The organism is Agrobacterium sp. (assembly GCF_059499945.1).
Genome location: NZ_JCABZP010000010.1, coordinates 385,064 through 407,350 on the forward strand (window position 1 = coordinate 385,064; position 22,287 = coordinate 407,350).

General features: G+C 60.9%; 20 protein-coding genes. 6 read left to right on the top strand and 14 right to left on the bottom strand.

The genetic code is table 11. The features are described from left to right. The first annotated feature begins 47 nt into the window (after nucleotides 1-47). The 4 genes from AC5I5B_RS08460 to mobB are packed head-to-tail and all read left to right on the top strand — an operon-like array spanning nucleotide 48 to nucleotide 3,352. A complete protein-coding gene (locus AC5I5B_RS08460) occupies nucleotides 48-1,016 on the top strand; it encodes a DMT family transporter (RefSeq protein ID WP_060726306.1) in 969 nt (322 codons plus the stop codon). A 1-nt stretch (nucleotide 1,017) separates the two neighbouring features. Further along, a complete protein-coding gene (locus tag AC5I5B_RS08465) occupies nucleotides 1,018-2,217 on the top strand; it encodes a multidrug effflux MFS transporter (protein ID WP_111834456.1) in 1,200 nt (399 codons plus the stop codon). After that, the gene (gene mobA / locus AC5I5B_RS08470) at nucleotides 2,214-2,840 is read left to right on the top strand and encodes a molybdenum cofactor guanylyltransferase MobA (protein ID WP_111834457.1); all 627 of its coding nucleotides are present in this window, start codon (nucleotides 2,214-2,216) and stop codon (nucleotides 2,838-2,840) included. Before AC5I5B_RS08465 ends, mobA begins: the two co-directional genes overlap by 4 nt. Next, nucleotides 2,837-3,352: a molybdopterin-guanine dinucleotide biosynthesis protein B gene (gene mobB / locus AC5I5B_RS08475; protein WP_111794190.1), complete on the top strand. Its 516-nt coding sequence runs from the start codon at nucleotides 2,837-2,839 to the stop codon at nucleotides 3,350-3,352. Before mobA ends, mobB begins: the two co-directional genes overlap by 4 nt. Before the next feature lie 290 nt (nucleotides 3,353-3,642). Here the strand turns inward: mobB and AC5I5B_RS08480 are convergent, their stop codons facing one another. From AC5I5B_RS08480 to AC5I5B_RS08540, 13 genes are all read right to left on the bottom strand, one after another. Next, complete coding sequence (locus AC5I5B_RS08480; RefSeq protein WP_065695407.1) at nucleotides 3,643-5,205, bottom strand: LysM peptidoglycan-binding domain-containing M23 family metallopeptidase; 1,563 nt, start codon at nucleotides 5,203-5,205, stop codon at nucleotides 3,643-3,645. Between the two features lie 346 nt (nucleotides 5,206-5,551). Next, on the bottom strand, nucleotides 5,552-6,205 hold the full coding sequence (locus AC5I5B_RS08485) for a protein-L-isoaspartate(D-aspartate) O-methyltransferase (protein WP_026364136.1): 654 nt from the start codon (nucleotides 6,203-6,205) through the stop codon (nucleotides 5,552-5,554). Further along, nucleotides 6,202-6,972 carry a 5'/3'-nucleotidase SurE gene (surE, locus tag AC5I5B_RS08490; protein ID WP_003509717.1) on the bottom strand — a complete coding sequence of 257 codons (771 nt, stop codon included), beginning with the start codon at nucleotides 6,970-6,972 and terminating at the stop codon, nucleotides 6,202-6,204. The genes AC5I5B_RS08485 and surE overlap by 4 nt, the downstream gene beginning before the upstream one ends. 202 nt (nucleotides 6,973-7,174) lie before the next feature. Continuing rightward, nucleotides 7,175-8,458, bottom strand: coding sequence for a serine--tRNA ligase (gene serS / locus AC5I5B_RS08495; RefSeq protein WP_111834458.1), 1,284 nt, complete (start codon nucleotides 8,456-8,458; stop codon nucleotides 7,175-7,177). A 102-nt stretch (nucleotides 8,459-8,560) separates the two neighbouring features. Then, on the bottom strand, nucleotides 8,561-9,364 hold the full coding sequence (gene tatC, locus AC5I5B_RS08500; protein ID WP_003509720.1) for a twin-arginine translocase subunit TatC: 804 nt from the start codon (nucleotides 9,362-9,364) through the stop codon (nucleotides 8,561-8,563). Further along, complete coding sequence (gene tatB, locus AC5I5B_RS08505) at nucleotides 9,361-10,098, bottom strand: Sec-independent protein translocase protein TatB (protein WP_087744120.1); 738 nt, start codon at nucleotides 10,096-10,098, stop codon at nucleotides 9,361-9,363. The genes tatC and tatB overlap by 4 nt, the downstream gene beginning before the upstream one ends. Before the next feature lie 56 nt (nucleotides 10,099-10,154). Further along, complete coding sequence (locus tag AC5I5B_RS08510; protein ID WP_003509722.1) at nucleotides 10,155-10,361, bottom strand: twin-arginine translocase TatA/TatE family subunit; 207 nt, start codon at nucleotides 10,359-10,361, stop codon at nucleotides 10,155-10,157. Nucleotides 10,362-10,489: 128 nt separating this feature from the next. After that, the gene (scpB, locus tag AC5I5B_RS08515; protein WP_099085363.1) at nucleotides 10,490-11,224 is read right to left on the bottom strand and encodes an SMC-Scp complex subunit ScpB; all 735 of its coding nucleotides are present in this window, start codon (nucleotides 11,222-11,224) and stop codon (nucleotides 10,490-10,492) included. Then, nucleotides 11,214-12,062 (bottom strand): segregation and condensation protein A, encoded by an 849-nt coding sequence (locus AC5I5B_RS08520; RefSeq protein WP_003509724.1) that lies wholly within the window; start codon nucleotides 12,060-12,062, stop codon nucleotides 11,214-11,216. The genes scpB and AC5I5B_RS08520 overlap by 11 nt, the downstream gene beginning before the upstream one ends. A gap of 58 nt (nucleotides 12,063-12,120) precedes the next feature. Then, a complete protein-coding gene (nagZ, locus tag AC5I5B_RS08525; RefSeq protein ID WP_003509725.1) occupies nucleotides 12,121-13,137 on the bottom strand; it encodes a beta-N-acetylhexosaminidase in 1,017 nt (338 codons plus the stop codon). Between the two features lie 239 nt (nucleotides 13,138-13,376). Continuing rightward, nucleotides 13,377-16,388 (bottom strand): SPOR domain-containing protein, encoded by a 3,012-nt coding sequence (locus AC5I5B_RS08530; RefSeq protein WP_111834459.1) that lies wholly within the window; start codon nucleotides 16,386-16,388, stop codon nucleotides 13,377-13,379. Nucleotides 16,389-16,454: 66 nt separating this feature from the next. Next, nucleotides 16,455-18,212, bottom strand: a complete 1,758-nt coding sequence (gene argS / locus AC5I5B_RS08535) for an arginine--tRNA ligase (protein ID WP_111834539.1) — start codon at nucleotides 18,210-18,212, stop codon at nucleotides 16,455-16,457. 76 nt (nucleotides 18,213-18,288) lie between these two features. Next, nucleotides 18,289-19,506 carry a deoxyguanosinetriphosphate triphosphohydrolase gene (locus AC5I5B_RS08540; protein WP_003509728.1) on the bottom strand — a complete coding sequence of 406 codons (1,218 nt, stop codon included), beginning with the start codon at nucleotides 19,504-19,506 and terminating at the stop codon, nucleotides 18,289-18,291. Nucleotides 19,507-19,720: 214 nt separating this feature from the next. Between AC5I5B_RS08540 and erpA the strand changes: the two genes are divergently transcribed. Together erpA and xth are read left to right on the top strand one after the other, a co-directional pair. Then, complete coding sequence (gene erpA / locus AC5I5B_RS08545) at nucleotides 19,721-20,053, top strand: iron-sulfur cluster insertion protein ErpA (protein ID WP_003509729.1); 333 nt, start codon at nucleotides 19,721-19,723, stop codon at nucleotides 20,051-20,053. 311 nt (nucleotides 20,054-20,364) lie between these two features. Then, a complete protein-coding gene (gene xth / locus AC5I5B_RS08550) occupies nucleotides 20,365-21,162 on the top strand; it encodes an exodeoxyribonuclease III (RefSeq protein ID WP_020811523.1) in 798 nt (265 codons plus the stop codon). A gap of 45 nt (nucleotides 21,163-21,207) precedes the next feature. Here the strand turns inward: xth and exoR are convergent, their stop codons facing one another. Further along, on the bottom strand, nucleotides 21,208-22,002 hold the full coding sequence (gene exoR, locus AC5I5B_RS08555; protein WP_003509731.1) for an exopolysaccharide production regulator ExoR: 795 nt from the start codon (nucleotides 22,000-22,002) through the stop codon (nucleotides 21,208-21,210). Nucleotides 22,003-22,287: the final 285 nt, after the last annotated feature.

A 22,287-nucleotide genomic window follows, 5' to 3' on the forward strand; every position in this document is an offset into this window, starting at 1 on the left:
CGCAAGGGCGGACGGAGTAAACCGCGCATGGTCTGGGATATTTGGGAATGGCATTGACGGACAATACGCGCGGCGCACTTTTCATGGCGCTCGCAATGGCAAGCTTCACGGCCAATGATGCGCTGACGAAGTCCGTCACTCCCTATATCAACACCGGCCAGATCATGTTCGTCCGCGGCATCATGACCGTGGTGCTGATCTATATCGCCGCACGCCATTTCGGCGCGCTCCGGCCGCTCAAAACCCTGCTGCGGCCCATCATCATCCTGCGCTGTCTCTGCGAGGTGACAGCCGCCGTGCTTTATCTGACGGCGCTCGGCCTCATCGAGTTTTCCAATGCCTCGGCCATATTGCAATCCCTGCCGCTGGTGGTGACGCTGGGGGCTGCCCTTTTCCTGCGCGAACCCGTGGGCTGGCGGCGCTGGGCGGCCATCATCACCGGTTTCATCGGCGTGCTGATCATCATTCGCCCGGGCCCTGAAGGCTTCACGCCGGGGGCGCTGCTCGTCGTCGCATCGCTTGCGGTCACCGCCGCGCGTGACCTGCTGACCCGGAAGATGTATGCGGATGTGCCCTCACTCGCCATCACCGTCATCACCGCTTTCGTCAACATGGCCGTGGGCGGCCTGTTGATCGTGCCCTTCGGCGGCTGGCAGCCGATGAATTTCATGATTCTCTCGCATCTCGCCGGTTCCGCGATCCTGGTGCTGGTGGGCTATCAGGCGATCATTCTCGCGATGAGATCAGGCGAAATCTCCTTTGTCGCGCCATTCCGTTACACCAGCCTGCTCTGGGGTTTCATGATTGGCGTGTTCTTCTTCAACGAGAAAATCGACAGCTACACCATCGTTGGCGCCATGATCGTCATCGGTTCGGGCCTCTATACCTTCTATCGCGAAAGCCTGCGCAAGCGTTCGCAGATGGCCAAGCGCTCGGCTGCGACACCCACCGCCGCAACCACGGTGCGGCCGGCTTCCGTAACGAAAACTACCGTAACGGAAGAAGCGGGAGAATGAGATGAACAGCGGCCGTTTCCTCGACAGGACCACCCCGCCCCACATCATCACGCTAGTCGTCATCGCCGGTGTCGCAGCGCTTTGCATGAACGTATTCCTGCCCTCGCTTGCGGCCATGGCGCTTTATTTCGAGACCGATTATGCCGTGATGCAATTTGCCGTTTCGGGCTATCTTGCCGCCACCGCCTGCCTGCAGCTCGTCATCGGCCCGCTCTCCGATCTCTTCGGACGCCGGCCGGTGATGCTCGTCAGCATCGCCATCATGATCGTCGCAACGCTCGTCTGCATGCTCGCACCCAACATCACCGTTTTCATGATCGGGCGCGTGGCGCAGGCGGCCGTCGTTTCGGGCTTCGTGCTGGCGCGCGCCATCGTGCGTGACATGGTGCCGATGGAACAGGCGGCCTCGATGATCGGCTACGTGACCATGGGCATGTCCGTGGTGCCGATGGTGGGGCCGACGGTTGGCGGCCTGCTCAACGACATCTCCGGCTGGCAGTCGAGCTTTGCCCTCCTCTGCCTGCTCGGCATCGGCATTCTGGTGCTCGCCTGGTTCGATCTCGGAGAAACCAACCACAACAAATCGGCGAGTTTTTCCCAGCAGTTTCACGCCTGGCCGGAGCTGCTGCGCTCGCCGCTCTTCTGGGGTTATGCGCTGACCTCGACCTTCTCCTCAGGCATGTTCTTCTCCTTCCTCGGCGGCGCGCCCTTCGTCGGCAGCGTGCTTTACGGGCTTGCACCGGCCATGCTCGGCCTGCAATTCTTCCTCATGGCCAGCGGCTATATGCTCGGCAACTTCATCTCCGGCCGTTATGCCAGCGAAATCGGCATCACCCGCATGATGCTGTCGGGCAATGTCATCGCCATTGCGGGCATCGTCACGACCATGGTGTTGATCTCGGCCGGGGCGGAAAGCGCCTATGCGTTTTTCGTGCCGCTTGCCCTGATCGGCGTCGGCAACGGCGTAACGCTGCCCAGCGCCAATGCCGGCATGGTCAGCGTCCAGCCGCATCTGGCCGGTTCCGCCTCCGGTCTTGGCGGCGCGATGACCATTGGCGGCGGCGCGGCATTGTCAGTGCTTGCCTCCTCGGTCCTGTCCAAAGAGGATGGAACCTGGCCTCTTCTTCTCGTGATGCTGGCGACCGGCCTTGTCGCCCTCCTCACCACCTATATCGTAAGGCTGCAGGAAAAGCGGGAATGACGGCCCCTTTTGAAATACCCGGTCTCGTGCTCGCCGGCGGGCTTTCGCGGCGCATGGGCAGCAACAAGGCGATGGTGCAGCTGGGCGATCGCCCCCTCATTTCTCATGTCATCAGCCGCATCACGCCGCAGGTCTGCGATGTCACCATCAATGCTGCCAATGGCTGGGCGGAGAGTTTCGGCCTGCCGCTGCTGCCCGATACACTGAACGGCCATGCTGGGCCGCTCGCGGGTATTCTGGCTGGCATGCGCCATTTCCAGCACCGCGAAAAAGCGGCTAGCCACTTCCTGACCGCGCCCGCCGACAGCCCATTTTTTCCTGACGACCTTGTGGCGCGCCTTTGCGAGCACGTGTCAGATCATGCGATCGTCATCGCCGCCTCCAGCGGCCAGCTTCACCCGGTTTTTGCGCTGTGGCCGGTGGCCCTCGCCGATGATCTCGAGGCGTGGCTGAAGAACGATGCGAACCGGCGCATCCGCGCCTATCTTGCCCGGCATGTCACCATCGGCGTGGCTTTCCCGCCGCTGGAAACGGCAAAGGGCAGCCTCGATCCGTTCTTCAACATCAACACGCCGGATGAACTGGCGCTGGCGCGCAGCTATCTGGAGAGCATGGAACCATGACGGCACAAAAGGTCTTCGGCATTGCCGGCTGGAAGAACTCGGGCAAAACAGGCCTTGCGGTGCGCATCGTCACCGAACTGACGGCGCGCGGCTACCGCGTCTCCACCATCAAGCACGCCCATCATGATTTCGACATCGACAAGGTCGGCGCAGATAGCTGGCGTCACCGGCAGGCCGGCGCGCACGAGGTTACCATCGTTTCCGGCACCCGTTTCGCCATCATGCATGAACTGCGCGGCGAACCGGAACCCTCCTTCGAGGATATTCTCTCCCGCCTCGCCCCCTGCGATCTGGTGCTGATCGAAGGTTACAAATATGAGCCGGTGCCGAAGATCGAGGCGCGCCGGCTGGAGGCCGCCAAGACCGAACCGCTTGCGCCGCTCGATCCGCATATCGTCGCGATTGCCGCCGATCATGAGGTGGCGGACGCCACCCTTCCCGTCTTCGATCTCGACGATACCGCCACGATCGCAGACTTCATCGAGAAGACGGTGGGGCTGGTCAGGGGCTAGACATGTAGCGGATCGACGTGACTTGGGCTGCATCCCCACATCCGTCATACCGACCTTGAGCCGGTATCCAGCCAGCCCAAGTCCTTGGGCTGAGGAGACTCATTCCGCCGCGCAGACGCGCGTCGACTGGATGCCGGATCGGGTCCGGCATGACGGAGGAGAAAACCGCGAGGAAACCAACACCCACTAAGCCCGTGGCACCCATTCCAGCACCTTCTCCGCACGCACCACCCCAAAAATGAAAAAGCCGGGTTCTTCACCCGGCTTCATCATTCCTTGAGACGCAATACCTATTCAAGGAAACTGGAGGGGTTCACCGGCGTCGCATCCTTGCGGACTTCGAAGTGAACCTGCGGACGCTTGGCGCTGCCGGTCATGCCTGAGGTGGCGATGGTCTGGCCGCGCTGGACCTTCTGGCCGCGCTGTACGTCGAGATTGGCGGCGTTGCCGTAAACCGTGACCTTACCGTCGTCGTGACGGACGAGAACCGTGTTGCCGAGCTGCTTCAGGCCGTTGCCCGCATAGATGACCACGCCGTTTTCGGCGGCCTTGATCGGCGTGCCCTCGGGAACGGAGATGTTGATGCCATCGTTGCGGCTGCCTTCGACATTGTCGCCGAAATTGTTGATGACCGCACCGCGTACCGGCCAGCGATATTTGCCGATACCGGTGGATTCCGGTGCGATGGAGGCCATGTCGGCCTTCTTCTCGATATCGCTGACACTTGCCGTGGCTGGTGTGGCAGGCGCAGTCGGAGCGGCGGCAGCAGCGGGAGCCTTGTAGGGCTCAGGCTTGACCGATGCGGTTTCGACCGCCTTCGCCGCTTCCTTGGCGGGAACGGAAGCTGTCTTGATGGCATCCGTCGAAGCGCCCGGCATGTTGAGCGTCTGGCCGACGCGGATGCTTTCATTGCCGAGACCGTTCGCGGCCTTCAAGGCAGCAACCGATACGCCGTTTTCGCGGGCGATCTTCGCCAGGCTGTCGCCCGGCTGAACCTTGTAACCACCGGTCGGCGGCAACGGCTTACCGCCCGGAGGCGTCAGCTTGCCGGCTTCGGAGGAAACCTTGTCACGCACGGCGGTCTGCGACGGCAGCACGGCTACGTTCCCCTCGGGGCCGCGCAGCGGGGTCGGCTGGTCGCCATTGCGGTTGAGAGCGATATTGCCGGCAGCATCCTTGGCGGCATTGCGGGCCTGGCCGAATTTCGGAATGAGGATCGACTGGCCGGCCTGCGCCGAGGATGCGGTCTTCAGACCGTTGACGCGCAGCAGTTCCTTTTCCGGAACGCCGTAACGGTTGGAGAGTGTCGCGATGCTTTCGCCGGGACGCAGGGTCACGGAGGAAGCGCCATCGGTGTGCCAGCCATTCTTGTCGGAACGAACAGTTGCCGTGGTCAGGTTGTCGGCGACGGGAGCAGCAGCCTGCTGGGCGGGCGCAGCAAGCGACGGCGCGGCCTTGGGCTGAGCGGACGGGAAAGGCTGGGCCATGGCTTCGTTGCGGGTCGACGGATCGCGGCTTGCCACGGCGGTTGGGGCCGAAAGCTCGGAACGCTGCACCGGCGAGGCCGACGCGCGGGCCGTGGAAGGCTGAACCCCGCCATAGCCACCGGACTGCGGATAGGAGTTGCCGGCCATGTTCTGGTTGGCGTAACCACCCTGCGGCGCGGCAGAGGCGTAACCGCCATTCATGTCGCCCTGCGGGACCGGGACCTGCCCGTAAGCACCGCCGCCCTGACGGGCAGGAATTGACGCCGTTGTCATCCGATCCGGTCCACTGGAAAAGAGGCCACTGAACCGCGTTGCATCCGAGCTACAGCCCGTTGCGACGCTTGCCAGCAATGCCGCTGCGAACATTTTTGCGACTGATTTTCCGATTTTAGACGAATGTCTCATACGCATGACTCGATCTACACTGACGCCAACCCGCCGCATCTAGATGCGATCCGGCACAAATTTCACTTCTTGCAAGGCCCATTTCCCGAGGTGGGGAAAACCATGCGTCGATGTTTATGATTAAAGCGCGTTAGTGTTACCACGCCGTTAAAACGTTAAGCCGCTCAGTGCTTTTTTGACACTTCGATAACCATGACGGAAACCAGATGCGTCATGTTGAGACAATAATGATATTAAAAATCAGATAGTTGCGAAAATTCAGAACATTAGGAGACAAAAATAGAATGTCTCCAAAATTTTCATTTTGTCACAAATGACGCGCAATATGGGTGCTGAGCGGCAGATAAGGCGCCTCGAACAGCTCTTCCTTCTCGAAGCGGCTGCCGGTCTTGGAGAAACGCGTCATCACGCAACGGTCGCCTTCAAGAATGATCGGCGCGATCATCATGCCGCCCGAAACGATCTGCTCGGCAAAGAAGCGGGGCATGGTGGTAAAGGCGGCGGTGGAGACGATACGATCGAAGGTTCCCTCGCCCACCAGACCATTGCTGCCATCCGCCTGGCGGATGACGACATTGCGGATGGAGAGATCATCGAGACAGTTCTGCGCCTGCTGCACCAGCGTCTTGTAGCGCTCCAGCGAAAAGACGCGCTCCACCCGGCGTGCAATGATCGCCGTCATGAAACCGCTGCCCGTGCCGATTTCCAGCACGCGCTGGCCGGGTTTCAGCTGCAGGCGGGCGAGAATCTTCACCGCCATGTCAGCGCCTTCCATGAAGGCGCCGCAGTCGATCGGAATGGTACGGCTGGAATAGGCGTCAGCCGCAAATTGCGGCGGCACGAATTTGGAACGCGGCGTCTGCTCAACCGCCGTCAGAAGGTCAAGGTCGGAAATCCCCTCGCCCCTTAAGCGGAGAACGAGAGCGGCAAAACCTTCCTTTTCGACCATTGCGGATTTCAATCGGCGACTCCGAATCCAAGTGCTTGCGCAACCCGATCCTTCACCGTGTAGTCCGTCAGGTCAAGCTTAAGCGGTGTGACCGAAATCTTGCCGTGCTTCAAGGCGTGAATATCCGTGCCCTCGCGGAAGGTGCCGAGGCGCTCGCCGAAGCGCAGCCAATAATAAGGAAGACCGCGACCATCCTGCCGCTCCTCCACCGTCAGGCCGAAATCGAGCTTGCCCTGCCCGGTGACGGACACGCCCTGCACATCCTTTGGCGCACAATTGGGGAAATTGAGGTTGAGGAAGGTGCCGTCAGGCAGATCGACATCAATGAGCTTGCGAATGAGATCGGGCGCATAGGTTTCAGCGACTTCCCAAGGCACGACGCGGCCTTCGGCGTGGCTGAACGCCTGGCTCAGCGCAAAGGAGCGCACGCCCTGCAGCGTGCCTTCGATGGCGCCGGCAATGGTGCCGGAATAGGTGACATCATCGGCCATGTTGGCGCCGGCATTGACGCCTGAGAGGACGAGATCGGGTTTTTCCGGCAGAACCTCGCGAATGCCCATGATAACGCAATCGGTGGGCGTGCCGCGCAGCGCGAAATGTTTGTCGGAAACCTTACGCAGACGCAGCGGTTCGGAAAGCGTCAGCGAATGGGCAAGCCCGCTCTGGTCGGTTTCCGGCGCAACGATCCAGACATCATCCGACAACGTGCGGGCGATACGCTCCAGCACGGCCAGACCTTCGGCGTGAATACCGTCGTCATTCGTCAGCAAAATCCGCATGTTTTCCTCCGCTGCTGTATCCCGCTATGAGGACACAATGATTTCTCTCACAGAAGCACCCCCCATACCCGTCATTCCGGTCTTGAGCCGGAATCCAGTCGACGCGCATCCGCGCGGCGGGAAGAGTCTCTTCAGCCCAATGACTTGGGCTGGCTGGATACCGGCGCAAGGCCGGTAGGACGGCCGATTAACAGACGGCCAATCAGGCCGCCTTCTCGATCCGCGTCAGCCCGCCCATATAGGGCAGCAGCACGTCCGGAATTGTGACGGAACCATCGTCGTTCAGATAATTTTCGAGAACGGCGATCAGGCAGCGGCCGACGGCGGTGCCGGAACCGTTCAGCGTATGAACGAACTTCGTCGCCTTGTCGTCCTTGCCGCGATAACGCGCATTCATGCGCCGCGCCTGGAAATCGCCGCAGACCGAGCAGGACGAAATTTCGCGATAGGTATTCTGGCCGGGCAGCCACACTTCCAGATCGTAGGTCTTGCGGGCGCTGAAGCCCATATCGCCCGTGCAGAGCGTCATGGTGCGGAAATGCAGGCCAAGACGCTTCAGCACTTCCTCGGCGCAGGCCGTCATGCGCTCATGCTCGGCAACGGCGCTTTCCGCATCGGTGATGGAGACGAGCTCACATTTCCAGAACTGGTGCTGGCGCAGCATGCCGCGCGTGTCGCGACCGGCCGAGCCCGCTTCCGAACGGAAGGACGGTGTCAGCGCGGTGAAGCGCAGCGGCAGCTTCTCCTGATCGAGAATTTCGCCGGACACGAGGTTGGTCAGCGTCACCTCCGCCGTCGGGATCAGCCAGCGGCCATCCGTGGTCTTGAACAGGTCCTCGGAGAATTTAGGCAATTGCCCGGTGCCGAACATCGCCTCGTCGCGCACCATCAGCGGCGAGGAGACTTCGGTATAGCCATGTTCGCTGGTGTGCAGGTCGATCATGAACTGGCCGAGCGCTCGCTCCAGACGCGCCAACTGGCTGGTCAGCACGGTGAAACGTGCGCCGGAAAGCTTGGCGGCACGCTCGAAATCCATATAGCCGAGCGCTTCGCCAATCTCGAAGTGCTCCTTTGCCTCATGGTTCCAGCCGGGCTTCTGGCCGACCACACGGGCGACCACATTGTCATGCTCGTCCTTGCCGTCGGGCACATCGTCGAAAGGCATGTTGGGCAGGCGCGACAGCGCGTCGTTCAGCTCGGCGGTGACCTGACGGTCCTCCTCCTCGGCGCGCGGCATGTTGTCCTTGAGGTCGGCGACTTCGGCCTTGAGCTTGTCAGCAAGCTCCATGTTCTTCTGCGCCATGGCGGCGCCGATCTCCTTGGAGGCGGCATTGCGGCGCGACTGCATGTCCTGCAGGGACTGGATGACGGAACGGCGCTTTTCATCGAGCGCGATCAGGCCGCTGGCGGCAGGCTCCGCGCCGCGGCGCGCAAGCGCCGCATCAAAGGCTTCGGGGTTTTCGCGTATCCATTTAATGTCGTGCATCGTCGTTCCAGACCGTTGTTGCATTGCCCGTGTTTTACAGCAAAACGCCGGGCATGAACCCGGCGCGAGGAGATTTTCAGAGCGGCGAGACCTTCAGGAAAATCAGGTCTCCTCCAGCTCCGTGCTTGCGGATTCCGCAGCGCGCTTCCTCTCCACGAGTCGAGCCATGTAGATGGAAATCTCGTAGAGAATGATCGCAGGCAGTGCAAGACCGATCTGGGACATGGGATCGGGCGGCGTCAGCACGGCGGCAACCACAAAGGCCATGACGATGGCGAACTTGCGCTTTTCCCTGAGCCAGTCGCTGGTCAGAAGACCGACGCGCGCCAGAAGCGTGGTGACGACGGGCAGCTGGAACACCAGACCGAAGGACAGCACCAGCGTCATGATGAGGCTCAGATATTCCGACACCTTCGGCATCAGTGAAATCGCGACTTCGCCATCTTCCGGCAATTGCTGCATGGCGAGGAAGAACCACATGACCATAGGCGTGAAGAAGAAATAGACGAGCGCCGCACCGATAAGGAACAGGATCGGGGAAGCGATGAGGAATGGCAGGAAGGCGGCGCGCTCGTTCTTGTAGAGACCGGGCGCCACGAATTTGTAAAGCTGCGAGGCGATCACCGGGAAGGAGATCACCATGGCGCCGAACATCGCAACCTTGATCTGCGTGAAGAAGAATTCCTGCGGCGCAGTATAGATCAGTGACGATTTCGTCACATCCAGCCCCGCCCAGAGCACTGCCCATTTATAGGGAATGACAAGCAGGTTGAAGAGATGTTTGGCAACGGCGAAGCAGCCGATGAAGGCAATGAAGAACGCGCCGAGCGCCCAGATCAGCCGCGTGCGCAACTCCATGAGATGCTCAATAAGCGGCTGCGGCTTATCCTCGATATCCCCGCTCATACTTCATCCTTTGTGGGCTTTGCAGCCTTGGTTTTTGCCGTCTTCGCCGGCTTGGCATCGGCCACCGCCGCCTTGTCTGCGGAAGACTTCCGGACGGCCGCCTTTTTGGCGACGGTCTTCACGGCGGGCTTCGAGGCGGCGGGCTCACTGGTTTTCGCGGTGACGGCGGTTTCGGGCGCTGCGGCAACCTTGCTCCGGGCTGCACGTTTCGGCTTGGCGGCAACCGCTTCGGCCTCAACAGTAGCAATAGATTTCGCCCGCGCGCGCTTCGGCTTCTCCTCCGCAGCGAGGGCCGCGGCAACCGGCGCAGCGGGTGCGGCTACAACAGGCGGCGCATCCGGCAGCTTCATTTCAGGCTCAGGCACGCTGACCAGCGGCGCGACCGGCTCGCTTGTCGCCGGCGCCGGCGTGGACGAAAGGCCATCCGGCGCAGCCGTCGCCTTCTGAAGATCGGACTTGATCTCGTTGCCGAGCTGGCGAAGCGGGTTCATCGCATCGCGCAGCGAGTTGGTGGGGTTGAGATTGCGGACATCGGAGATCGTCTGGCGCACATCGTCCATGTCGGCCTCTTTGAGCGCCTCATCGAACTGCGTGCGGAAGTCCCCCGCCATCTTGCGAAGGCCGGCCATCGTTTTGCCGAAGGCGCGGATCATGGGCGGCAAGTCTTTCGGTCCGACGACCACGATCAAAACGACCGCAATCACCAGAAGCTCGCTCCAGCCGATATCAAACATCAAAATGCTCCCGAGACCCTAACGCCCGTCAGTCTCACACCAAGCGGCAAGGCCGCTTACTTGATCTCGTCAGCCTTGTGGTCGACGGTCTTCGTGTTGGCATCGGCCGGCGGCGGCGTCTGGTCTTCGTCAGCCATGCCCTTCTTGAAGCTCTTGATGCCCTTTGCAACATCACCCATCAATTCCGGAATCTTGCCGCGTCCGAAGAGGACGAGAACGATCACCAGCACGATGAGCCAATGCCACACACTAAAAGAACCCATAACTGAAACTCCTGAATTTCGCTTTCAGACGATGTAAGACGTTTGAAAGGCTTTTTCAAACGACAAATCGTCGCTTCAACAGCGAGTGCGCATAAAGTTTTCGTGGCCGCGCCAACAGGATGGCGATATCAATCGTCGCCATCGCCGCCGCCAGGCGCAAGCAGGCCCAGTTCCTCAAGATCAAGCTGCGTGATCGGGTCTTCGTCCTCACGCAATTCGTCGCTCATCATCGGCAGAGGCACGCCGAAATTGGAGGGAATGCGGCCGGAAAGCAGCCCTGCGCCCTTCAATTCCTCAAGGCCCGGCAGATCGCGCAGTTCCTCAAGGCCGAAATGGTCGAGAAACTCCACCGTGGTGCCGATCGTCACGGGCCGGCCGGGTGTACGCCTGCGGCCACGGAACCTGACCCAGCCCGCCTCCATCAGCACATCAAGCGTGCCGCGCGAGGTCTGAACACCGCGGATTTCCTCGATTTCGGCGCGTGTCACCGGTTGATGATATGCGATAATCGCAAGAACTTCCAGCGCCGCGCGCGACAGCTTCTTCGGCTCCTTCTCCTCGGCGCGGATGACGAAAGAAAGATCACCGGCGGTGCGAAAAGCCCATTGCCCGCCCACCTGCACGAGATTGACGCCCCGCTCCGCATAGAGAACCTTGAGACGCTGCAGAATGGCGACGACATCCATGCCGCGCGGCAGGCGCTCGGCGATGAAACCGACAGAAACCGGCTCGGACGAGGCGAAGACCAAAGCCTCGGCGATCCGCTCGGCCTCCTTCACCTGCCGTTCGGAAAACACCGTCTGTTCGGGCTCGGCCCCATCTGCCGCAATGGTGGCCTCGGCGGTCTCATCGTCATTCATCATTATCAGTCCTTTCGGCATTCACGGCACGGTCGTCCCTTGCGCCGCGGCGCATATAGATGGGCTGGAAAGCACCGTCCTGCCGGATTTGCAGCGAGCCCTCGCGCACCAGCTCCAGCGAAGCGGCAAAGGCGCTGGCAATCGCCGTCACGCGCATGGCCGGATCGGGCACATATTGCAGCAGATATTGATCGAGCACGGTCCATTCCCCGACATCGCCAAGGAGGTGGGTCAGAAGCTCGCGCGCCTCGACAAGCGACCAGACCTGCCGTTTTTCAATCGTGACCTGGGTAATCGCCTGACGCTGCCGCAGATTGGCATAGGCGCTGAGCAGATCGTAAAGATTGGCCTCATAGGCCGAGCGGTTGATATGCGGAATATGCTCCGGCGCGCCACGGGCAAAAACATCGCGGCCGAGCTGGGCGCGGTTGACGAGGCGTTCCGCCGCCTCGCGCATCGCCTCCAGGCGTTTCAGCCGGAAGGCCAGCGTCGCGGCCATTTCCTCGCCCGAGGGGCCTTCATCTTTGGATTGCTGCGGAATGAGGAGCTTGGATTTGAGGAAGGCGAGCCACGCCGCCATCACGAGATAATCGGCCGCCAGCTCGATGCGCACGCGGCGCGCACTTTCCACGAATTGCAGATATTGTTCGGCGAGCGCCAGCACCGAAATGCGCGACAGATCGACCTTCTGCGTGCGGGCAAGATGCAGGAGAAGATCGAGCGGGCCTTCAAAACCCGCGACATCGATGACCAGCCCGGCCTCACCCGTCAACCGCTCCGGCGTCACATCCTGCCAGAGCTTGTCCATCGGCGTTGAATTGCGAGACTTGTCTGCGGCCATTGTTCCATCCGCCGGGCGTCCGGCCTTGATCCCGAGTGAGCGGCCGCCCCCAAGATCGTCAGGAAACGGCCCACATGGCGTTGAATTCGGCTCTCAGTTCCGCTTCGTCGGACGGGTCCGCAGTCGGGAAACCCGCTTCAACTGCCCGCACCCGCTCCAGCGAGCGGCCGGAAAGAACGGGAACCTCCTTCACGACTTCAAGCATTTCACCCATCACGCCGTTGCAATGCAAGACTATATCGCAGCCACCCGCAACAATATTCGCAGCCCGCTCGCCCAGCGTACCCTTCAACGCGTTCATGGAACTGTCGTCGGACATCAGCAGGCCATCAAAGCCGATACGACCGCGAATGATCTCCTCGATGACCTTCGGCGAGGTCGTAGCAGGCCGTTCGCGGTCGACGGCATTGAATACCAGATGCGCGCTCATCGCCATCAATTCGTGGTTCAGCGCCCGGAACGGCACAAAATCATGGGCGTCCAGCTCATCGAGCGGTACGTCGACGACAGGCAGTTCATGATGCGAATCCACCATGCCGCGACCGTGACCCGGCATATGTTTCATGACAGGCAGCATGCCGCCCGCCTTCAGGCCATCGGCGGCCGCCTGCCCCATCTCGGCCACCATGGTCGGCGTGTAGCCATAGGCGCGGTTGCCGATGACGTTGCTGGCGCCTTCCACCGGCACGTCAAGCACCGGCAGGCAATCGACATTGATACCGAATTTCATGAGGTCGAAGGCATGCAGGCGCGACATCAGCCAGGCGGCACGCAGACCCGCCCCCCGGTCGCGCTCATAGATTTCACCGAGAATGCGGGCATTCGGATAGGCCTGCAGGATCGGCGGCTTGATGCGCTGAACACGCCCACCCTCCTGATCGATCAGAACCGGCGCGTCTGGCCGCCCGACGGCGTCGCGCATGGCGGCGACGAGATCGGTGATCTGCTGCGGCTCGCCGATATTGCGCCCGAACAGGATGAAGCCCCAGGGCTGTTCATCGCGGTAAAGGGCAATCTCGTCGGCGGTCAGCGAAAGCCCGCTGCATCCGAGGATCATAGCTTTGCAATCAGTCATGATGTCACGCTCTCAGGGAAGATAGGGGTAAGGGTAAGGAGACTGCGCCATCGGGACTGCGAAAATCGTCCGATAACCTCTCCGCCGTCATCCTCGGGCTTGATCCGAGGATTCATCGCTCCGGGTTGTGGTTCCTCGGGACAAGCCCGAGGATGATGCAGAGTGTGATGGAAGGTCCAAATACTCTAAGGGCTGCCTCATGCGGCAGCCCCAATCTTTCTACGCCGGATCAGCCTCTATCAGCGCGCTACCAGGCAGCTGCCGCCGGCTGAGCGGAACTTTTCGCACAGCGCCACAGCTTCGTTCTTGTCACCCGCCGGGATGCGGACGCGGTAGAACGTGCCCTTGCCGGCGATTTCGGCGGCCTTGATGTCGACGCCACGTCCACCGATGACCGAGCCGAACTTGGCCGACATGTTCTGGTAGGACTTCTGGGCTTCCGCCTGGCTCGGCAGCGAGGCGATCTGGATGTAGTAGCCACCGGCAGAAGGCGTGCTGGTCGCTGCCGGGGTCGCGGCTGCCGCCTGCTGCTGCGCGGCCTGCGGCTGTGCCGGAGCGGTCGCGGGGCGCACATTGCCCTGGTTGGTCACCGTTGCCACCACATTGGCAGGCTGCGAGGACGGACGTGCCGCTGGAAGCGGTGCTGCCGACTGCGCTGCCGGCTTGGCGGCGGCGGCAGGTGTGTTGGCCTGCGGCTGAGCCTGCTCCGGCGCGACCGGAACCCGCGATGCGGCGATGACGGCGGGAGCGCCCTCACCGGGCTTCGCGGTCTGCGGCGCTGCAAGCTCCTCGACCTTGTCGGCCTTCGGCGGCTGGGCTGCAGGTACCTCGACCTCCTGGGCAACCAGCGTGCCATCAGGCTTGACGATCATGGTGCGGACCTTGCGCGGCGAAACGCCGGTTGCAGCCGAACCTTCGTTCTGTGCGGCCTTTTCTTCCGGCGAAAGCAGACGCGGATCCTCGGTCTCGCCAACCGGCGTGCCGGCGGCTTCCATATCCGCGTCGTTTTCGCCTTCAAGCGGCAATTGTTCGGGGATCAGCGTGCGCTGAACCACATCCACCGGCTGCTCGTTGCTGGAAATCAGCGCCGGCTGCTTCGGATCGGCAGCGCTGCCGCCAGCCACGCGGTCATAAACCGCCTTGTCCTGATTTGGCACGACGCGACCGCCCGGATTTTCCGGCACGACCTTCATCGGGTCATTGTCGGCGGAGATGATGACAGGTGCGCCATTGGAGCCCGTGCTGGACGAGCCGCCGGAAACCAGCGCGTAAACGCCGCCACCGATCAGCACCAGACCGATTGCGGCTGCAACCGGCATGATCCAGCGGCGACCGCCGCGTTCATCCTCGTCACGATAAGCCGCCGGATGCTCCACATAGGTATTCTCGGCGTCGCGGGACGCGTTGCCACGGGACGCCGCAGCCTCCTGCATGGAACGACGGAAATCCTCTTCCAGCGCCCGTTCGAATTCATCGGCCTCTTCCGGAGCCTGAACAGGACGCGCCTGGGCGGCGCCGCGATTTTCCGCATGTTTGTGACGGTCGAGACCACCGGCGACAGCAGGCGCAAACAGCGTCGCAAGCTCGGTATCGATATCGAGATCTTCTTCGTGACGGCGCGCGGCCGGCTTGGGTTCAAAAACCCCGACCGGCAGTTCCGGCACATCCATTTCGACGATGGTTTCCGGATGTTCTTCCGTCTCGCCGATCTGCGAAGGATCGAAAGGCAGGCTTTCCAGCGTCTGTGGTGCCGGCTGCGGTGCTGCAGCAGCGGGACGCGGCTGAACAGCAGCAGCGACCGGTGCGGCAACGGGAGCCGGGCGCGGCTGCGGCGCGGGCTGTTCTCTCACGGGCTGCGGCGCGACGGCAGCAACGGCAACCGGAGCGGCCGGCTGCTGGCGAACGGGTTGCGGCGCGGGCGCAGGTGCAACCTCCGCCTCGACGATTTCAGACAAATCCAGATCAAGATCGAGATCGTCGAGCGCGAGCTCGAAATCATCATCGTTGAAGCCAGCGAAATCCGTGAAATCCAACTCTTCGACGGGTGCTGCGGGCGCAGCAGCGACAATCGGCGCTGCCTTCACCGGCGCGGCGGCGACCACGGGCAGCTCCACTTCCGCAGCCTGCGCAGCGGGAACGTCCTGCACGAGCGGTGTTTCACCGCGACCGGGAATGGAATATTTCGCGACGTCGTAAATCAGCTCGTCCATCGGCGAGAGATGTTTCGATGCCGGCTTCTCGGCAACCTCAAACGCCAGAGGCTCCACGGCAGGCGTGAAGGTCTCGGCAACCGGCGGTGCAAAGGACGGAGCGGTGTCTTCCGCCTGAACGAAGGCAGGTGCGGGAGCGGCTTCGACCTGCGGCTCGATACGGGCCGCGGCAGGCTGCTGCTCGGAGCGCGGCTCAACCCGCTTCGGATCGACAGCCGAAACATCCCGGCGCGCGCCGAAATTGGCAAGCGGCAGCCGCAGGCTGGAGAATTCCAGCGAAGACCGGCCGCCATGCGACGGCGGACGCACGGAAATCGGTGCGGGCGCTTCCTCGGCGACAGCTATTTCCACCTCATCGGCGAGATCGAAAGCCTGCGGCTCCGGCGCATAGGTCTGAACATTGCTCGAAACATCGGCCGGGAGCTCCGGCATGGCGTGCCATTCGGGCTGCACGGGCTCAGCGGCCTGCGGCTCTTCCCATGCCACTTGCTGGGCGGCCGGCTGATAAACCATCGGCTCGGCGGGACGCGACTGGCGCGAATGCACATCGAAAACTTCGGCCACCGCGCCGGCATCATCACGGAAATCCGCGCGAATATCCTGGGTGGTCGTTTCGACGTAGTTGTGAATATAGGCCTGATCGATTTCCGGAAGCGGCTCTTCCCTCACCTCTGGCGCAGACGCGGCCACGGGTTCGGCCACCGGCGCAAGCTCCGGCTCGCGGCGGGCGAAAACGGATTCGACACGCTGCATGAAATCGTTGGGATGGATGCCCGCACGGACATCGTTTGCCGGATCAAGAACGACCGGATCGGCGTGCGGCGCATCGTAAACCTCGAACTCCCGAAGCAGCTCGTCTTCGAGGTTGAATTCGGGTTCGCGGCGGGTTGCCGGTGAGGCAGCGCGTGGCGCAGCTTCGGAACCCGCATGCGAAGGACGATCTTCGAAGCCGACGATACGTGCCAGCTCTGCCAGAGGATCGTTGTCAGCGAAGCCTTCGGACCGGGTGTCCCGGTTATACGCGACATTTTTTTCGACCATTACGTGTTCCACCATCTACGCATTGCAGCTCTTGCCAGCGTATTGTGAGCAAATAATGGTGATATGTTATCGCATTTCAGCAGGTGCGTCCGCTCCTAAAAGCGTAAGGCCGGACCTCAAAACATTTGCGACAGCATTCACCAGCCCAAGTCTGGCAATGCTCAATTCTCGGTTTTTATCGTTAATAAAACGTAATTCCGGCTGGTCTTTACCCTTGTTCCAGTGTCCATGGAAGGAACTGGCGAGATCATAGAGGTAAAAAGCAAGCCGGTGCGGCTCATGCGAAAGGGCTGCGGATTCGATCAGGCGCGGATATTCGGCGAGCTTTGCAACCAGCTGCAACTCATTGATATCACTGATCAAAGTGACAGATGCCGCCATCTCTTCCGCAGAGGGAGCAAGCCCCGGAAACGCTTCCTGCGCCTGCCGGAAGATCGACATTGAGCGGGCGTGCGCATATTGCACGTAAAAAACCGGATTATCCTTCGATTGTTCGGTCACTTTCGCGAAATCGAAGTCCAGCGGCTCGGAATTCTTCCGATAAAGCATCATGAATCGCACGGGATCGCGACCCACTTCATCGACAACATCGCGCAGCGTGACGAAGTCGCCGGAGCGTTTCGACATCTTCACCGGCTCGCCGTCACGGAACAGCTTGACGAGCTGGCACAGAAGAACCGTCAGCTTCGACTTGCCCTCGGAGACGGCGCGCGCAACGGCTTCAAGACGCTTGACGTAACCGCCATGGTCAGCGCCGAGCACATAGATCATCTCGGAGAAACCGCGATCGAACTTGTTCTTGAAATAGGCAACGTCGGCGGCAAAATAGGTGTAGGAACCGTCCGACTTCATCAGCGCGCGGTCCATATCGTCGCCCACTTCCGTGGAGCGGAACAGCGTCTGTTCGCGGTCTTCCCAGTCCTCAGGCAATTCGCCCTTCGGCGGCGGCAGGGTGCCCTTGTAGACATGGCCCTTGAAGGTGAGGTCGTTGATGGCCGAGAGGATCGGACCGCCATTGCCCTCATGCAGCGTGCGCTCCGAGAAGAACACATCGTGCCTGACGTTGAGCAGGGCCAGATCCTCGCGGATCATCACCATCATCGCGTCGATCGCCTTGTCCTTTACGATCGGCAGCCATTTTTCCTCGGGCATGGCGCGCAGCTTGATGCCATATTCATCCGCCAGCGTCTGGCCAACGGGAACGAGATAGTCACCGGGGTAGAGACCGGACGGAATGGTGCCGATATCTTCACCAAGCGCCTCGCGGTAACGCAGGAACACCGAACGGGCCAGCACATCGATCTGCGAGCCGGCATCGTTGATGTAATATTCCTTGGTAACGCCGTAACCCGCAAAAGCGAGCAGGTTCGCCAGCGTGTCGCCGACAACGGCGCCACGGCAATGGCCGACATGCATCGGGCCGGTCGGGTTGGCGGAGACATATTCGACGTTGATCTTCTGGCCAGCACCGACGGTGGAGCGGCCGAAATCGATGCCCTGACTGATCATATCGGCCAGAAGACGCTGCCAGTAACCGACCGAAACCTTGAGATTGATGAAGCCCGGACCGGCGACATTGACGCTGTCGACATCGCCATCCGCCTGAAGTGCGGGCACGATGAGTTCGGCAAGCGCGCGCGGATTGGTGCCGAGCGGCTTCGCCAGCACCATGGCGGCATTGGTTGCTACATCGCCGTGGCTCAGATCACGCGGGGATTCGACCGTAACTCGACTGAAATCGACCTTTTCGCGGTTCTCTTTCACGAGATCGAGGGTCTCGAGCGCGTTTTTGATCCTGGTATCGAAATCAGCAAAAATGTTCATCGTTCCAACCTGCGCGAAGGGCTTCTGTTTATGTCCGGCCATCATAACCGGGTCGGCTCCGCGATTGCCCGCTGCCCTATCTCAAATCGGGGGTGTGGTCAAACAGGCGCTGGTGGGCGCGCAGTGCATAACTGTCGGTCATCCCGGCCAGATAGTCGCCCACATGCCGGGCTTTTGCGGCCACGCTCATGCCGGAAATGCTGTCCACCCAGTAGTGGCTCTGCATTTCCGCCGGCGTTTCCATATAACGGTGGAAAAGATCGGTAACGATCTGTGTCGCACCGGCGCGGATGCGCATGATTTCCGGATGCCGGTAGATATGGCCAAACAGTAGCTTCTTGATCTGCCGGTCGGTTTCGGCCATTTCAGGCGAGAAGGTCGCGACGGTGAAATCGGCAGCGCGGATATCGGCGGCGCTTCGCGGTTTCAGGCGGGCAAGATTCTGCTGCGCCACACCGATCACATCTTCGACCATGTGGGTGATCTGCCGGCGCATGATCTCATTGGCGAAACGCTCCTTGTCGAGCACGGGATATTTCGCCCGCACCTGCGCCATCAGTCCACTGAGGAAAGGCACCTCCTCCAGCATCTCGAAGGTGAGATAACCGGCGCGCAGGCCGTCATCGATGTCGTGGGTATTATAGGCGATATCATCGGCAATCGCCGCGACCTGCGCCTCGAGGCTGGCATAGCTGCCGATTTCCAGATCCTGCAGCTCGCAATATTCGAGGATGGGCAGCGGAACCGGTCCCTTGATCCCCTCGCCCTTGGCATTGACCAGCGGGCCGTTGTGCTTGACGAGACCCTCGAGCGTTTCCCATGTGAGGTTGATACCGTCATATTCGGCGTAGCGGCGCTCCAGCTTGGTGACGATGCGCAGCGATTGCGCATTGTGGTCGAAACCGCCATAGGGCAACAGCACGGCATCCAGCGCGTCTTCGCCGGTATGACCGAAAGGCGTGTGGCCGAAATCATGCACCAGCGCCACGCCCTCAGCCAGATCCTCGTCCAGCTTCAGCGCGCGGGCAAGCGCTCGCGCAATCTGCGCGACTTCGATGGTGTGGGTGAGACGCGTGCGATAATGGTCGCCGTCAGGGCTGATGAAGACCTGCGTCTTGTGCTTCAGGCGGCGAAAAGCTGTCGTGTGGACGATGCGGTCACGGTCGCGCTGGAATTCGGAACGCGTCAGGCTTCCCTCTTCCGGAAAAAGACGTCCGCGCGTGGTCCATGGATCAGAGGCGAAAACCGCCCTCTCGCCGCTTCCGAAACCCAATGCGCGCTGGTCTATGATCATGCATCCACCTGTTGTCTTCTCTGGCCGGCACTTCCTTTGGTCTCGGCCATTGACCTTTTCATTCACCCTTCATACCTATCGCAGAGGTCAGCGCAAAGCATCATCGCCGCGCTGACCGCCTTCACACAGGCTATAGACCGGTAATTTGACCGGTTTATAATGGTGACAACGAGATTATTGCTCTCCGGTTCTTGACCCCGGCAGGAGAAACGACATGGAAAACAGCGACATTACCCTTTCGGAAGCAGCGGCGAAGCGAATCGCCCAGATCGTCGCGGCCGACGCCGGCAAACAGGCGCTGCGCGTTTCGGTGGAAGGCGGCGGCTGCTCGGGCTTCTCCTACAAGTTCGATCTGGCCGAAGACAAAGCCGATGACGACATCGTGATTGCGCGCGGCGACGCCAAGGTGCTGATCGACAGCCTGTCGGTTGTCTATATGGCCGGCTCCGAAATCGACTTTGTGGATAATCTGCTCGGCCAATCCTTCCAGATCAAGAACCCCAATGCCGTAGCAAGCTGCGGCTGTGGCACGAGCTTCTCGATTTGAGTGGGAAATACCGGCGCGCAATCCGCACGCCAGCCACCAAGCTTTGAAATAACTCGCATCTCTCTCCTCCCCTCATTCCTGTGCCTGTCGCAGGAGGCCGGTCGACGCACGTCTGTGCGGCGGGAAGTGTCCTTCACCCCAAGGACTTGGATTGGCTGGATTCCTGTGCCAAGCACAGGAATGAGGGAGGAAAAAACGCAGCGATGCCGCCCGCCCGGCGTCTTTCCACCACATCCGCACGGCCATTTCCCAAAAACGGTGGCAATCGATTTTGCATCGGGTAAAAGTACCCTCACAAAAGGGAAACTCCGATGAAGATTGCCACCTGGAACATCAATGGCGTCAAGGCGCGTATCGAAAACCTCTGCCAGTGGCTGAAGGATTCATCGCCTGACATCGTCTGCCTTCAGGAAATCAAATCGGTCGATGAGGGTTTTCCCCGGCTTGAGCTGGAAGCGCTCGGCTATCACGTCGAGACTCACGGCCAGAAGGGCTTCAATGGCGTCGCGCTGCTCTCGAAGGTAAAGCCCGACGAGGTCAATCGCGGCCTGCCGGGTGACGATGCCGATGAACAGGCGCGTTTCATCGAAGGCGTGTTTTCCGTGGAAGGCGGCGCGATCCGCGTCTGCTCGCTCTATCTGCCGAACGGCAATCCGCCTGACGATCCGGTCAAATATCCCTACAAGCTTGCCTGGATGGAGCGGCTGCGGCGTTTTGCCGAAGATCGCCTCGCGCTCGAGGAACCTCTCATTCTGGCCGGCGACTACAACGTCATTCCCGAGCCCTTCGATTGCCACGACCCACGCGTGTGGGAAGGCGACGCATTGTTCCTGCCAAAGACCCGCGCAGCCTTCCGCAAGCTGGAGAATCTGGGCTTCACCGATGCCGCGCGGGCGACGACGGATGAAGCAGGACTTTATTCCTTCTGGGATTATCAGGCCGGCGCATGGCCGAAAAACAACGGCATCCGCATCGATCATCTGATGTTGTCGGCGGAAGCTGCCGACAGGCTGCAATCCGTCAGCATCGAAAAACATGTGCGGGCCTGGGAAAAACCGTCCGACCATGTGCCGGTCTGCGGTTATTTCGCGTTCAGTCCTGCCGGCTGACGACCGGCCCTCTTCAGGCGGAAAAAGCCGCCCTGATCGCGATTCTCAATCCGGATCGTTGAACTGCATGTTCTGCGCCATGGCGATTGCCGCGCGGCGATCATTCTCGCCGGCGAGCGAAAAAGCCTGCTCCTGCAGGTTCTGTATCCAGGTGCAGTCCGCCGCCGTGCATTTGTCGAGCGCGGCCGTCATGAAGGCCAGCCCCTGCGTCGTCTGGCCTTCCTGGAAGATCAGGTTGCCAAAGATCGACATGGCGCCGGCATGGCCGTGCTTGCGGGCCTGATTGAGCCACTTCTTGGCCTGCTGCACGTCAGCACGGCCGCCCTCGCCGGCGAGAATCATCTCCGCCAGACGGAACTGCGCTTCAGCAACACCAAAGGTGGAGGCCACCTGGAAATAAAGCTGTCGGGCCTGCGAAAGGTCCATTTTGACAGGGCTGCCGGGAATGCCGTGACGGTAATAATCGGCGAGAGAAAGCAGCGCATTGACGAAGAAGCCGGTATCTTCCGAACCCGGCTCGACGCCCTGATTGGCGATTTCGCTGTAGATCTTGAAAGCTTCGAAGTCGTTCTTGGCGACGCCGTCGCCATAGGCATACATATTGGCCAGCGCCCAGCGCGAGCCGGTATGACCCTTTTCAGCCGCGTAGCGATAGGCCTCGACGGCTTCACCCTTGTTACCGTTCTTGTAGGCTTTGAAGCCGAACTTGAACAGGTCGAAGGGGCCGGATTCCTTGGTCACGCCCGCATTGATGTCAAAAGCCGCAGCAGGCATTGCGAGCGACGCAAGCAACATGCCCATGAGGAGCGGCTTTAAAACGTTGGCTTCACATTTCAGCATTTCAGCGAACTTCTCTCACTCTTCCCGGCATATAGCCAATACTTGCGGAATACGAACTCCGCCGGGTCGCGATTTTTCGAACACACTGCGTCTTTCCGGCAGCACTTTCCAGCGCACCACCGGTGGTCATCTGCGGCAATTGCCCTCATTTTCCAGTGAGACAGATATAGGCATAATTTCCGGCAATATAACGGCATTTCACCGTCCACCGGTCAGCGCCAAGCAAGAAAGCCGGACCAAATTCCCGTATTACTTGCTTAAACCCTGAATCCAAACCCGTTTTCA

What these genes read in the sequence shown, in the direction of transcription:
- AC5I5B_RS08460 (WP_060726306.1), top strand. Translation starts at nt 48, where the DNA reads ATGGCATTGACGGACAATACGCGCGGCGCACTTTTCATGGCGCTCGCA.
- AC5I5B_RS08465 (WP_111834456.1), top strand. Translation starts at nt 1,018, where the DNA reads ATGAACAGCGGCCGTTTCCTCGACAGGACCACCCCGCCCCACATCATC.
- mobA (WP_111834457.1), top strand. Translation starts at nt 2,214, where the DNA reads ATGACGGCCCCTTTTGAAATACCCGGTCTCGTGCTCGCCGGCGGGCTT.
- mobB (WP_111794190.1), top strand. Translation starts at nt 2,837, where the DNA reads ATGACGGCACAAAAGGTCTTCGGCATTGCCGGCTGGAAGAACTCGGGC.
- AC5I5B_RS08480 (WP_065695407.1), bottom strand. Translation starts at nt 5,205, where the DNA reads ATGTTCGCAGCGGCATTGCTGGCAAGCGTCGCAACGGGCTGTAGCTCG.
- surE (WP_003509717.1), bottom strand. Translation starts at nt 6,972, where the DNA reads ATGCGGATTTTGCTGACGAATGACGACGGTATTCACGCCGAAGGTCTG.
- serS (WP_111834458.1), bottom strand. Translation starts at nt 8,458, where the DNA reads ATGCACGACATTAAATGGATACGCGAAAACCCCGAAGCCTTTGATGCG.
- tatC (WP_003509720.1), bottom strand. Translation starts at nt 9,364, where the DNA reads ATGAGCGGGGATATCGAGGATAAGCCGCAGCCGCTTATTGAGCATCTC.
- tatB (WP_087744120.1), bottom strand. Translation starts at nt 10,098, where the DNA reads ATGTTTGATATCGGCTGGAGCGAGCTTCTGGTGATTGCGGTCGTTTTG.
- AC5I5B_RS08510 (WP_003509722.1), bottom strand. Translation starts at nt 10,361, where the DNA reads ATGGGTTCTTTTAGTGTGTGGCATTGGCTCATCGTGCTGGTGATCGTT.
- scpB (WP_099085363.1), bottom strand. Translation starts at nt 11,224, where the DNA reads ATGATGAATGACGATGAGACCGCCGAGGCCACCATTGCGGCAGATGGG.
- AC5I5B_RS08520 (WP_003509724.1), bottom strand. Translation starts at nt 12,062, where the DNA reads ATGGCCGCAGACAAGTCTCGCAATTCAACGCCGATGGACAAGCTCTGG.
- nagZ (WP_003509725.1), bottom strand. Translation starts at nt 13,137, where the DNA reads ATGACTGATTGCAAAGCTATGATCCTCGGATGCAGCGGGCTTTCGCTG.
- AC5I5B_RS08530 (WP_111834459.1), bottom strand. Translation starts at nt 16,388, where the DNA reads ATGGTCGAAAAAAATGTCGCGTATAACCGGGACACCCGGTCCGAAGGC.
- argS (WP_111834539.1), bottom strand. Translation starts at nt 18,212, where the DNA reads ATGAACATTTTTGCTGATTTCGATACCAGGATCAAAAACGCGCTCGAG.
- AC5I5B_RS08540 (WP_003509728.1), bottom strand. Translation starts at nt 19,506, where the DNA reads ATGATCATAGACCAGCGCGCATTGGGTTTCGGAAGCGGCGAGAGGGCG.
- erpA (WP_003509729.1), top strand. Translation starts at nt 19,721, where the DNA reads ATGGAAAACAGCGACATTACCCTTTCGGAAGCAGCGGCGAAGCGAATC.
- xth (WP_020811523.1), top strand. Translation starts at nt 20,365, where the DNA reads ATGAAGATTGCCACCTGGAACATCAATGGCGTCAAGGCGCGTATCGAA.
- exoR (WP_003509731.1), bottom strand. Translation starts at nt 22,002, where the DNA reads ATGCTGAAATGTGAAGCCAACGTTTTAAAGCCGCTCCTCATGGGCATG.